The organism is Paenimyroides aestuarii, assembly GCF_024628805.1.
GTDB lineage: Bacteria > Bacteroidota > Bacteroidia > Flavobacteriales > Flavobacteriaceae > Flavobacterium > Flavobacterium aestuarii_A.
Window position 1 is genome coordinate 1,963,204 of the sequence record NZ_CP102382.1, and the last position, 13,480, is coordinate 1,976,683.

Here is a 13,480-nt window from a genome sequence, read left to right on the forward strand (position 1 = left end):
GATTTACCAAAACAAAAAATAACAATTATCATACTTTTTAACGTAAATGAATATATTCCGTAAAAAAAATGTGACCGATATTCTTGCCGAGTTAGAGGCAAATGAAAACAAAAACGAAAGTTTAGGAAAGTTTTTAACTCAAAAAGATCTCATCTTTTTTGGTATAGCTGCTATTGTGGGTGCTGGTGTTTTTAGTACCATTGGTCAAGCAAGTTATGATGGTGGTCCAGCTGTGATTTTCTTGTTTATGTTTACAGCTTTGGCTTGTGGATTTGCAGCAATGGCCTATGCCGAATTTGCGTCGATGGTTCCGGTTTCGGGTAGTGCTTACACGTATAGTTATGTAGCTTTTGGCGAAATGATTGCTTGGATCATTGGTTGGTCACTCATTATGGAATATGCGGTTGGAAATATCACACTTGCAATTTCTTGGAGTGATTATTTCACAGGTCTTTTAAGCAATATGGGCATTCATTTACCTCAGTGGATACAGATGGATTATCTTTCTGCAAACAAAGGCTTTAACGATGCAATGGCATTAATGGCAAGTGGAAAATCGTTTGAAAATTTACCAACAAACATTCAACTAGCACACACCGCATGGACGACTGCGCCTCAAATAGGCACTTTTCATTTTGTGGCAGATATACCGGCTTTAGGCATTATATTTTTAATCACGTGGTTGGTGTATCGGGGTATGAAAGAATCGCGAAACGCAAGCAATATCATGGTTTTTGTGAAACTGGCTGTGATTGCTTTGGTCTTAGTTGTAGGTGTTTTCTATGTAGATATGGATAACTTTGACCCATTTGCACCTAATGGATTTTCAGGTGTTCTAAAGGGTGTTTCGGCTGTTTTCTTTGCTTATATAGGTTTTGATGCCATTTCTACCACAGCCGAAGAATGCAAAAATCCGCAGCGCGATTTGCCTCGAAGCATGATTTGGTCTATCGTGATTTGTACTTTATTATACATTGCGATTGCTTTGGTTTTAACAGGAATGGTAAATTACAAAGAATTGCGGGTAGGCGATCCATTGGCTTACGTTTTTGATCAGGTAAATCTAAAATGGTTTGCCGGAATTGTAGCAGTAAGTGCCGTAGTTGCCATGGCAAGTGTTTTGCTGGTTTTTCAAATGGGGCAGCCGCGTATTTGGATGAGTATGAGCCGTGATGGATTGTTGCCACCAAAGTTTTCAAAAATACATCCAAAATATAAAACACCGTCATTTGCAACCATTGTTACAGGTTTCGTAGTGGCAATTCCTGCTTTGTTTATGAATTTAACCATGGTGACCGATTTATGCAGCATTGGTACGCTTTTCGCCTTTTCTTTGGTTTGCGCAGGTGTTTTGGTGCTGCAAGATAAAGACATTCCAAGAGGCAAGTTTCGAATTCCTTATGTAAACGGAAAGTATATTTTGCCTGTGGGTTTTATTTTAGGATTGCTTTCGGTTTTTATCTGGAACAAGAATGGGGTAGAAGCTTTTGTGTATAATACTCCTCAGGTTTATGAACCTACCCCTTTTGTAACACAACTTTCCAAACAAGAAGCAGATCAAATGATTTATTATATACAAATTAATGATGCAATCAACCCCGACCAATTCACCAATGATTTAGAGGCAATACTCACTTCGGTTCATGAAAAATCGGCAGATGCATATACCGTTTTGATTGAAAAAGCGCCTGTACAAAAGCATCTAAAATTTGAAACCGGTTTTAACCTTTTCAAACATAAAATACCTATGTGGTTGTTTTTGTTTTCTATGGTTTTTCTATGTATTTGGAGTTTTAAAAAGAATTTATCTTTAATTCCTATGCTAGGACTTATTTGCTGCATGTACATGATGGCAGAGCTCACTATTTGGAATTGGTTGTATTTTACCGTTTGGTTAATTATTGGGTTGCTGATTTACTTTAGCTATTCGCGTTTTCACAGTAAATTGAATGGGAAGTAAATTTTTTCTAAGCAAAACTTGTATTTCTGTAAAATGTATTACTATATAATGTATTTTGTAAAACAGAGATAACATCACTCCGCAAAATTCCCCCTTTGAAGGGGGACTAAGGGGGATGTAGTTTTTAAATGTATATTGTATTTCTGTATTTTGTAAAACAGAGATAACATCACTCCACAAAACTCCCCCTTTGAAGGGGGACTAAGGGGGATGTGTTTTTTAAATGTATATTGTAATGTTGTGTTTTGTATTTCTGCAATAATGCAATTCATAAAGCAATTTGAGAAAAACTTTTAATCTGTGGTTGATTTGTTTAAAGTTTAAGGTTTTGTTTGCTGTATAGCGTATTAATGTATATTGTAATGCTGTATAATTTATTAATGTATAATGTTTATCGTAAAACAGAGATAACATCACTCCACAAAACTCCCCCTTTGAAGGGGGGACTAAGAGGGATGTATTTTTTAAATGTATATTGTATTGCTGTATCATGTAAAACTGAAATAGCATTATTACACAAAACTCCCTCTTTAAAACAGGTTTCGGTTGATTGTATGCATCAATAGTTTAAAATAGAATTAAATTTTTCAATCATTACGGCGGAATCGCACGTATATTTATAATCTTTTTTAGTATCTTCCAAAAAAAAAAGTATGCTTTTCTTTGGCTCTTCCCATTTTTATGACCGCTATCGTTTAGAAAATCCCAACGGAAATTTTCCTTTAAAGTTAGCACCTGAACAAGTTGTTTTTCAATTTGCGGATGCCATTACAAAAGTTTTTCCAATTTTTAATCAATTGCCGCATAAGTTTAAGCTGAACTTTAGCATGCGGATTCTAGAGTTTTTAAAACAGTATGCAATCATACCAAAAGAAAATGCACCGCTAACCAACGCCCACAAAGTGGCAATTGCAGCAACTTATGTAAAGCTTACTTTGGGATATAAGTACTTTTTAATCAATACCTTTAATAAGGTTATTGTCTATCCAACGGCTTACTATTTTCCACAATTAGATGAAACCCATACCGGACATTTTAACCCTAAATTGAAAACCATTATGTTGGCCTTAGATGTTTTTGAGAATGATATTCTTTATAACGAAGACGGAAAAGATGTAGCATTGCACGAATTTACACATGCCTTGTGTTTTGAAATGTTGCAAACTGCCGCAAAACATCCCGATGCAGAACGTTTTAAAAAGGGATTTCGCTTAATTGTGGAATGGATTCAAGTTGCTGAAAATCAATCGAGAATAAATCAAGTTGATTTTGTGCGTGCCTATGCTTTTACGGATCGATTAGAGTTGGTTTCGGTTTTAATTGAATTGTTTTTTGAAAAAGAAACCGCTTTTAAACAACATTTTCCCGATTTGTACCTACACGTGGGCAATATGATTAAGCACCCAAAAACCAGATAAATAGAAATTCTTGCAAAAGTATGTTTTTGAATAATACACCCTATTAATTATTGTAAGTACGTGTTGAAAAATCGTATTTTTGAACTGCTCAACCAATCCACAATTAAATTCTTGTATGTATAACTTTAGAAACGATTATTCCGAAGGCGCTCACCCAAATATTCTTCAAAAACTTATTACAACCAATTTGCAGCAACAGCCTGGGTATGGTGATGATGTTTATTCAGAACAAGCAAAAATATTGCTAAAAAAGCATTTGGAAAATTTCAATGCAGCTATACATTTTGTTTCGGGCGGCACACAAACCAATTTACTCGTGATTGCTGCTTTACTAAAAGTGCATGAAGCGGTGATCAGTGCACATACCGGACATATCTTTTCACACGAAACAGGTGCCATTGAAGCTGTGGGGCATCGCATTATTACAATTGAAACGACAAATGGTAAGTTGCAACAGCAATGCATCGAGGCTGCTCTAAAAAATTATCAATTACGCCCCCACATAGTTAAACCAAAAATGGTTTATATTTCAAACGCCACCGAAGTGGGCAGCATTTACACCAAAGCCGAGTTGATTGCCTTGTGGGAATTTTGCCAAACAAATAATTTGTTGCTTTTTATGGATGGCGCTCGTTTGGGAAATGCTTTAATGACCCCAAAATCGGATGTGACATTGGCCGACCTTTCAAAATATACTGATGTTTTTTACATAGGAGGAACAAAAAATGGTGCATTGTTAGGCGAAGCCATCGTTTTTAATAATCAATCTTTAGCACCTGAATTTGATTATGTGTTGAAACAAAAGGGTGCATTATTGGCAAAAGGCAGGCTATTAGGGATTCAATTTTTAGAATTATTTACAAACGATTTATACTTTCAATTGGCAACACATGCCAACCAAATGGCAATGAAAATGGCTACAGCAATAAGCGCATTAGGATTCGGTTTTTTATCGGAACCAGTTACCAACCAAATTTTTCCAATTCTTCCCAAAAAAGTAATCGAATCATTAGCAAATAAATATCTTTTTTATCAGTGGAAAGAGATAGATGCCGAAACAGCCATAATACGACTCATTACTTCATGGGCTACGGATGAGCAAGTGGTAAATGAATTTATTGCCGATTTGCAACAAGCAGTGAATTGAATAGAAAGAACAATTTTCGCATAATTTCATATGATTAAACCACCAATAACCTTCTGAAATCCAAAAGATTATTGGTGGTTTAACTTGTTGATAGATAGCTTGTTTTTGCATCAATTTACTTTAAACGTTCACGCAAAAGGCATAAAACGCCCAATTCGCTATTTGATAAATTTTCGCTTGTTTGAAGCATTTTGTTTATTTCTTTCTGAAAATACCGCAGTGTTTTCCCATCAAGGTATTTATCGATTACTCTTGGGTCGATATACGAACTTCGTGCTACTGCTGGTGTATTTCCTAATTTTTCACTCACTTGAATCACTGCCTTCCGAATGTTTTTATCCATCGTTTTTTGATCCAAAGGTTCTTCGGCATTCAGTTCGTCCAATGCAATAGCAGCAATCATGGTACCTGACCACGTTCTGAAATCCTTTGCAGAAAAAGCATCGCCCATTACTTCGTGAATGTATTGGTTTAAATGCTCGCTTTTCACATCTTGAACAGCACCGTTTTCATCGATAAATTTAAAAATTTCATAGCCGGGCAAGTCATCTACTTCCTGCACTATTTTGGCCAACTTAGCGTCCACAATATGCTTCTCTTGGTCTTTGCCCGATTTGCCCCGATAAGTAAAAACCAGCTCGTTGCCATTAATTGTCAAATGTTTACTGCGTAACGTGGTTAATCCATACGATTGATTTTGTTTGGTATAGGTATCGCTTCCAGGTCGGAAAAAAGCAGATTCTAGCAAACGCACCATAGTGGCAAGCACCTTTTCGCGTGTGGGTTTTCTTTTGCGAAGATGTTGTCCGGTAACCCGGCGCATGTGCTCCAGTTGCTCGGCAAAATCAATAATTCGGTCAAATTTTTTCTGTTCTTGTTTTTGTCGGAATTGCGGGTTGTAGATGTATTGTTTTCGGCCTTGAAGATCACGCCCAGTAACTAAAATTTTGCTTTTTTTCTTTTCTGCAATTTCTACTTCAGTCCACGCCGGTGGGATAACCAATGATTTAAAGTAGTTTTTCAGTGCGGTATCGGTAACGGTTTCTCCCTTTGAATTAAGGTAACGAAAACCCTTTCCATGTTTTTTTCGAAGATACATAGTTTGGTAGATTGATTCATAGCTGTATCAAATTTACGAAAATTCACGCATACTTAATTAAAGAATTTAACCGATCTGTTTTGTTTTAGAAGATTTAGAATGAAAAACGCCCCGGAATATCGAGGCGTTTTTTAATTATCTATGCAAAATCATTGATATTTCAATGTTTACATTTCTAGGTAATTTTTCAACTTGCACACATTCGCGTGCGGGTGCTGTTTCGGTTTTGAAATAATGCGCATACACTTCGTTTATCAAACTAAAGTGGTCCATATTTCTAATAAAAATGGTTGCTTTTACTACGTTTTCAAAGGTTAAACCAGCTTCTTCGATAATGTATTGCAGGTTTTGCATCACTTGTTCTGTTTCGTCTTGAATACCACTTGTAACCAATGTTTCTGTTGCTTGGTTAAAAGGTATTTGTCCGGAAATAAACAATAAATCGCCTACCATTACCGAATGGTTGTATGGACCAATTGGTGCAGGAGCTTTTGATGAATTAATAATTTTTTTCATTGTTTTATAGAATAAATTGTTGATTATCTGTTTCTGAATCGGCGTTCTGCAGCATTTCGTTTTTCATACTTAATGTCTTGTAGTATCGATGATTTAATTCCGATAAAGAAGTTCCATTGTTTATAGTATCCGTTTGGAATCCATGAAAAATCCATTCGCCATGATTTCAAATCACGTTCAAATCGCAATTGCGTGTAGGTCACCCCTTTGTTTTTAAAATCGTATCCCGTAGAAAATCCTGCAACCCATCCCGGAGATAAGGTAACGTTTCCAGAAACCATCAACGAGTTGTTACTAATTTCGGATGTTCGGCGGGCATTGTTATAGGTTAAACTCCAAGCTAAGGTTAAATCCCAAGGAATGTCGGTATTGTAAAACGAAGTTTTTGTTTCTTTTCGCTTGTTCTCATCAAACATTGATTTTTGTCGGTCTGCCAAATCAATCGATTGCCCAAATAAATCATCCCCGCGACCACCGTTTTGCACATTTTGGTCAATCTCTTCGTCATTTGGTTTGGGAGCACCACCAAAAATGGGGTCGGTACTTGCCAAGGAATAATTCACGGTTATATTTGCACTGGTTAATCGCAACAAACTTCCGCCGTTTGCGATGTTGAATTTATCAATTCGGTTTCCGGCATTATCAATAGCCAATGGATCTAAATTGGCACCAAAGTTTAAACGCAATTTGTCTTTCAGTAAATTGGTATTGGCGTTCATCCGAATTGGTTGCAATTTTAATGAATCTGCCGTAAAGTTATACGATGTGCCAAAGTTCAATGAATTCAATAGCATTACCTTTTTTGGTTCGCCAGTTGCAGATTCCTCATCGCGCACTTTTGCTTCAAAATTATTTCCCAATGAAAAACTCATGATGTTTGACATGGTTTGATTGGGAGTACCAAACAAAGTACCTTGGAAACGGGAATATTCTTCCATGGTTGTTCCCAAAGCATCAATCGCATAGGTATCATAATATTGTTTAAACGCAGGCGTGTACGAATAGGAAACAGCCGGACGCATTACATGGCGAATCGCTTGGATTTTAGCGTTTTTATTGAAGTTAAAAGTACCATAAACGGTGGTTCCAATATTGGTGCTAAAGTTATACGTTCTATAACTATCAAAACCATTCACGCGTGCGGTTTCGCGCTGATTGGTTTCTAAACTGTAAAATCTATTAAAAGTATTCAATACCCATGTTTCGGTATAATTACCTGTTAATGAAACAGATAAATATTTTAACACCTTGAAGTTGGTGGCCAATGGAATGGTGTGTTGAAGGCCTGCATCCATTTCGTTAAACATTTCCGATTTAAAAAACAGAGAATCGGTGGTTTGAATTTGGTTTCTACCGCTTAGATTGTATTGCAAATTAATGTTTTGAATAAATCCTTTTTTAGAGCCGCTTTTTGGCGCGAAAGGATACACCCGATCCATACTTGCCTGCACATTGGGAAGCGACATGGTTATTGCTTGTGTGTTGGTGTTTTGGGTGTGATTTGCCGAAATAGTATAGTTGATCTGCGGTGTTGATTGAAACGTTTTGGAATAACTTATCGATGATGATAAGGTATTATTCATATTGGAACCAATGTTTTGTGTATTTAATGAGTTTCGAAAATAACTGCTGCTACCCAAGTTTACCGATGCCGAGAAACGCGATGTGGGGTTTGCTTTTGCATCTTGTGAATGGCTCCATTGAATATTGTATATTTTTGCATTCAAATAATCGGGCAATCCGCGTTCACTTTCCACGATGTTTTCATAGCGAATGTTAAAGTTACCATTATATTGATAACGTTTGCGATATTGTGATTGGGCATTGATTGCAAAGGTACCTTTTGTGTAATAATCACCCAACAAAGTTAGATCCACATAATCGTTGAAAGCAAAGTAATATCCACCATTTTGCAAGAAATAACCTCGTAAATTGGTGTCGCCAAACGAAGGAATTATGAAGCCCGATGATGCTTTTTGCGACAATGGAAAAAAGGCAAAAGGCAACCCTATTGGAGTAGGTACATCTTCAATAACCAAATTGGTCAAACCGGTTACAATTTTTTTATTGGGCACAAATTTTGCCTGGCGTGTTTGAAAATAATACTCCGGATTATCAATGTCTTCGGCAGTTGTAAAAATTACATCTTTCATAAAGTAAACAGAATCGCTTACTTTTTTCGTTTTCGCAGCTTTTACATTAAAATCATTGTACTTGGTACGGGTGTTCCAAACAATGGCTCTTTTGGTTTTGGTATTGAAGCGAATGGAATCGGGTTCAACTACTTGATTACCTTGCTTAAAAACCGGATGTTGCACCAAATTTCCTAATGAATCTTTAATTCTACCTGCATACACTTCTTCTTTATCATAATCATAAATAATGATTCCGGCAGTAAGTTCGTAATCTTGATATTTAAAAACCGCTTGATTATATAAAGTAACTTTCTTGTTTTTTTGATCTAATTTTTCATAATCTTTTGCCGTTCTAAACATAGGTGCTTCTAATTTTTGACCTTGTTTTGGTGGGGCACTGCTTTTTCTTACCGTATCTAAAACAGTGATTGGTGATGTGGTTTTGGTAAGTGTATCTTTCTTGTTTTCAATGTTTAATCGCTTGTTGGTGTGTGGGAAATCCTGAGCTAAAGCAGTTGATGTAGCTGTCGGAATCACTAGTAAACTAAAAACGATATATAAAACTTTTCTTTGCAATTTGATTATGCTATTTTGTAAAACAGATAGGTGCTTTTTTTTCGACTTCAAACTTACTAATATTTTTTTTTAATTTTAGACTTTTAAATAAGAAACGAACATATAAAATATACTATGATTGTAAATAGGCTTTCAAGAGTTTTAATAATGCTTTTAATATGCTTTTGTTCAATGGGTTATGCTCAAAAATTCAAAGTGGTTTTAGATCCCGGACATGGTGGGAAAGACCCCGGAGCTGCTTATGGAAATTTTATTGAGAAAGAAATTGTTTTAGATGTAGCTTTAAAGGTGGGCGAATTGCTCAAGGCCGAAAAAGATATCGAAGTGATTTTTACTCGAAAATCAGATGTTTTTATAGAAGTGGCAGAACGAACAAAAATTGCAAATCGCGAAAAAGCAAATGTTTTTATATCGATACATGCCAATGCAGCAAAAAACAGATTGGCTACCGGTACCGAAACCTATATTATGGGTATTAGTAAAAACGAAGCCAACTTAGAGGTTGCTAAACGCGAAAATGCTGTAATTACCTTAGAGGATAATTATCAGAAAAAGTACGAAGGATACGACCCTAATCGTCCGGAATCGCTCATTGGTTTAACCTTGTTGCAAGAACAATTTATAAAACAAAGTATCGATTTGGCATCAAAAATCCAAGTAGGCTTTAAAAATGATGTGAAAAGAGTTGACCGGGGTGTTCGTCAAGGACCTTTTTGGGTTTTACACAGTGCCTTAATGCCTAGTATTTTAATTGAGTTAGGTTTTGTATCCAATAAAGAAGAAGGCACATATCTTCGATCTGAAACAGGAAAAAGTGCATTGGCAAAGGCGATTGCAAAAGCTATTATCGATTATAAAAAGACCAATCCAGTGTAAAAAAAGCCATATTTACAGGTTAGTTAGCTTATTCGTTTTAATTCTTAATTACAAGTTGATACATAAAATCAATTAAAAACGATATATATTACTTTTGTATGCAATTTTTAAATACTATTTTTGTAAAATTGTTTATTTGTATTTTATAAATAACAAATGGATATTTCATTAATTTTAGTCTTTTAAATAAAAAACAAAATATAAAAAAAAGCTATGTTTAAAAACAAGTTTAAAACTGCTTTGGGCGTTTTTATATGGTGCATTGGCTCAACGGTTTATGCACAAAATTTTAAGGTGGTTTTAGATGCCGGTCATGGGGCACATGACTTTGGCGCAACAAGAGGAAATTATGTAGAAAAAAGAATTGTTCTAGATGTGGCACTAAAAGTAGGCGAGCTGCTTAAAAAAGATAAAACCATTGATGTGGTTTACACCCGAAAAACGGATGTTTTTTTAGAATTAAGAGAGCGAACAGATATTGCCAATCGTGAAAAAGCTGACATTTTTGTTTCAATTCATGCCAACGCAGTTGCCAATGCGCCAAGTGCTTCGGGTACTGAAACCTATGTTATGGGAAGAAGCAAAAATGCTTCGAACTTAGAAGTTGCAAAAAAGGAAAATGCAGTTATTACATTAGAAGATGATTACCAAACAAAATATGCAGGATACGACCCAAGCAGACCAGAATCATTAATAGGCTTGACCTTAATGCAAGAACAATATGTATTGCAAAGTATTGATTTGGCTTCTAAAGTGCAAACGCGCTTTACAAATGATGCCGAAAGAAGAAATCGCGGGGTAAAACAAGATTTGTTTTTGGTATTGCACGGTGCTTTTATGCCAAGTATCTTAATTGAGCTAGGTTTTTTATCTAACAGCGAAGAAGGTGCGTATTTGAACAGTGAAGAAGGAAAAAATGAATTGGCACTTTGTATTGCCAAAGCGATATTAGACTACAAACGCCAGCATCATTCGGCAAGCGATGAAATCGAATCAAAACCTAAAAAGCAAGAACCCGTTGTGGCAAAAGTAGAACCTAAAAAAGTAGATACTGTTCAAGAGAAAGTTGTTCCGGTAGCTCAAACGTCATCGGTTGATGCTTCAAAGCCAGAAAAGGTCACAGCAGCAGGCGTTACCTTTAAAGTGCAGATTGCTGCTAGCGGAAATAATATAGGTTTGCAACCAAGTAATTTTAAAGGTTTAGATAAGATATCGGTTATGAAAGAAGGTACCTTGTACAAATATTTTTATAACGAAACCACTGATTATGAACACGCGCGCAAAGCTTTAGAAGTTGCCAAAAACAAAGGATACAACTCTGCTTTTTTGGTGGCATATAAAAACGGAAAAAAAATCAGCATACAACAAGCCATAAATAACTAGTAATTAAAAAAATAAAAATTGAAAATAGCTATATCAAGAGAGATAAAAACCGCAGTATTAGTGTTGTTATCGATAGGAATGTTAATTTGGGGTTATACCTTTTTAAACGGTAAAAACTTGTTTAACAGCTCACGTACCTTTTTTGTGGAATACGATAATGTTGAAGGACTTTCAACCGCTTCATCGGTAACTATCAACGGAATGGTGGTAGGAAAGGTGCATCATATTTCGCTTAAAGGTCAAGGAAAAATATTGGTAGAATTAGTCATGACAGATGATGTGGATATTCCTATTTCGTCAAAAGCGGTTATGTATTCACCCGATTTAATTGGTGGTAAGCAAATTGCTTTACAAATTAATTACAATGATGCAACCTTGGCAAAAAGTGGCGATTATTTACAATCGGGTAAAATGACGGGGATGATCGATGATTTTACTCAAAAAGTAGATCCTATTGCAAAAAAGTTAGATTCTGTTCTTTATAATGTAAATATTTTAGTACAATCAATCAACAAAACTTTAGACCCGGCAGCTCAGAAGAATTTGCAGGAATCTTTGGCACAGTTAAACGCTACAATGGGCAATGCAAATGCTATTACGGGGAAGTTTGATAGAATTGTATCCACCAACGAAGCAAAAATCAACAATATTGTAAGTGATTTCAATACCACTTCTAAAAACCTTTCGGCTTTTTCAAACGATTTAGATAAAATTCAGTTACAAAAACTGCAGGACATCTTAAATAAGTTCGATAGTGCAGCATCAAGCCTCAACCAAATGATGGCAGATGCAAATAGTGGCAAAGGAAATATTGGTAAATTAATGAAAGAAGAACAATTGTACAATAATTTAGAATCGGCTACAAAAGAGTTGAACCAATTGTTGGAAGATGTGAAGCTAAACCCAAGCAGATACATCAATATTTCGGTCTTTGGTAAAAAAGCACAGCCTTATCAAGAATCAGAAAAATAATAAAGCATACATCAAAATACAAACAATAATTAATCTTATTTAATATGCATATTCTTAGCAGTATATTATTTATAGCTTTAACCGCAGTAGGATTTGGTTTTTTTGCAAAAAATGCCAAAAAAATCTACCGCAATATAAAGTTGGGTCAACCAATAGATCGCACAGACAAGCCCGCAGAACGTTGGCGAAATATGCTTTTGGTAGCCTTTGGGCAGAAAAAAATGTTTGCAAGACCCATTCCGGCAATTTTGCATTTTGCGATTTATGCAGCTTTTATGATTACCCAAATTGAATTAATTGAAATTTTTATCGATGGAATTTTTGGGAAACACCGCATCTTCAAAGAATCATTAGGTGGTTTTTATACGTTTATGATTAGTTTAATCGAAATTGTTTCGGTTGCTGCGTTGCTGGCAACAATTATCTTTTTATCGAGAAGAAACCTGCTAAAGTTGCCGCGCTTAAACATGATAGAACTTTTGGGCTGGCCTAAAAAAGACGCCAACTTAATTTTAATAATGGAAATTATTTTGGTGTTGTGTATTTTTACCATGAACGGAACCGATGAGGTTTTATACAACATGGGCAAATCGCATTTTGCAGGTCAAGGCTCGTTTAATTTTGCTATTTCGCAGTATGTAGGTCCTGCTGTTTTTGGCGCTCTTAGCGAAGGAACTTTACACGTTTTAGAGCGAATAGGTTGGTGGGGACACTTTATAATGGTGCTTTCTTTCTTAAATTATTTGTACTATTCAAAGCACTTACACATTTTGTTGGCTTTTCCAAATACCTATTATGCACATATAGAACCGCTTGGTGAGTTTGATAACTTAGAAGCAGTTACAAACGAGGTGAAATTAATGATGGATCCCAACGCCGATCCGTTTGCAGCACCAGCACCTGATGAAAATGCAGTACCCGCAAAATTTGGTGCACAAGATGTTCAAGATTTGAATTGGGTTCAGTTATTAAATGCTTATTCTTGTACCGAATGTGGTCGATGCACTTCTGCGTGTCCGGCAAATATTACAGGAAAAAAATTATCGCCGCGCTTAATCATGATGAAAACGCGTGATCGTTTGGAAGAAGTTGGGAAGAATATCGATGCCAACAAAGGAACCTTTGTAGATGATGGCAAAACGCTTTTGAATGATTACATAACCCCAGAAGAATTATGGGCGTGTACCACTTGTAATGCCTGTGTTCAAGAGTGTCCGATAGACATTAGTCCATTGTCAATCATTATGGATATGAGAAGATTTTTGGTTATGGAGCAAAGTGCCGCACCAATGGAACTAAACGCCATGATGACCAATATCGAGAACAATGCCGCACCTTGGCAATACAGCCAAATGGATCGTTTAAACTGGAAAGACGAGAATTAACCAGCACACGAAG

General features: G+C 35.9%; 10 protein-coding genes. 7 read left to right on the forward strand and 3 right to left on the reverse strand.

What is annotated here, in order from left to right:
- Positions 1-46 precede the first annotated feature (46 nt).
- From NPX36_RS09450 to NPX36_RS09460, 3 genes are all read left to right on the forward strand, one after another.
- Positions 47-1,960 carry an amino acid permease gene (locus NPX36_RS09450; protein WP_257498480.1) on the forward strand — a complete coding sequence of 638 codons (1,914 nt, stop codon included), beginning with the start codon at positions 47-49 and terminating at the stop codon, positions 1,958-1,960.
- Between the two features lie 653 nt (positions 1,961-2,613).
- Positions 2,614-3,378 (forward strand): zinc-dependent peptidase, encoded by a 765-nt coding sequence (locus tag NPX36_RS09455; RefSeq protein ID WP_257498481.1) that lies wholly within the window; start codon positions 2,614-2,616, stop codon positions 3,376-3,378.
- Between the two features lie 115 nt (positions 3,379-3,493).
- Positions 3,494-4,525 (forward strand): threonine aldolase family protein, encoded by a 1,032-nt coding sequence (locus NPX36_RS09460; RefSeq protein WP_257498482.1) that lies wholly within the window; start codon positions 3,494-3,496, stop codon positions 4,523-4,525.
- A gap of 115 nt (positions 4,526-4,640) precedes the next feature.
- Here the strand turns inward: NPX36_RS09460 and NPX36_RS09465 are convergent, their stop codons facing one another.
- From NPX36_RS09465 to NPX36_RS09475, 3 genes are all read right to left on the reverse strand, one after another.
- A complete protein-coding gene (locus NPX36_RS09465; RefSeq protein ID WP_257498483.1) occupies positions 4,641-5,624 on the reverse strand; it encodes a DNA topoisomerase IB in 984 nt (327 codons plus the stop codon).
- A gap of 135 nt (positions 5,625-5,759) precedes the next feature.
- Entirely contained in the window at positions 5,760-6,140 is a 381-nt protein-coding gene (locus NPX36_RS09470) for a Rid family detoxifying hydrolase (RefSeq protein ID WP_257498484.1), read from the reverse strand.
- Positions 6,141-6,163: 23 nt separating this feature from the next.
- Positions 6,164-8,851: a putative LPS assembly protein LptD gene (locus NPX36_RS09475; protein WP_257498485.1), complete on the reverse strand. Its 2,688-nt coding sequence runs from the start codon at positions 8,849-8,851 to the stop codon at positions 6,164-6,166.
- Positions 8,852-8,965: 114 nt separating this feature from the next.
- Here NPX36_RS09475 and NPX36_RS09480 point away from each other — a divergent pair, with 114 nt between their 5' ends.
- The 4 genes from NPX36_RS09480 (at position 8,966) to NPX36_RS09495 (ending at position 13,467) form a co-directional block, all read left to right on the forward strand.
- Positions 8,966-9,727, forward strand: a complete 762-nt coding sequence (locus tag NPX36_RS09480) for an N-acetylmuramoyl-L-alanine amidase family protein (protein ID WP_257498486.1) — start codon at positions 8,966-8,968, stop codon at positions 9,725-9,727.
- Positions 9,728-9,940: 213 nt separating this feature from the next.
- Positions 9,941-11,110 (forward strand): N-acetylmuramoyl-L-alanine amidase family protein, encoded by a 1,170-nt coding sequence (locus tag NPX36_RS09485; protein ID WP_257498487.1) that lies wholly within the window; start codon positions 9,941-9,943, stop codon positions 11,108-11,110.
- Positions 11,111-11,128: 18 nt separating this feature from the next.
- Positions 11,129-12,082, forward strand: a complete 954-nt coding sequence (locus NPX36_RS09490) for an MlaD family protein (protein ID WP_257498488.1) — start codon at positions 11,129-11,131, stop codon at positions 12,080-12,082.
- A gap of 44 nt (positions 12,083-12,126) precedes the next feature.
- Positions 12,127-13,467 (forward strand): (Fe-S)-binding protein, encoded by a 1,341-nt coding sequence (locus NPX36_RS09495; RefSeq protein ID WP_257498489.1) that lies wholly within the window; start codon positions 12,127-12,129, stop codon positions 13,465-13,467.
- Positions 13,468-13,480 lie beyond the last annotated feature (13 nt).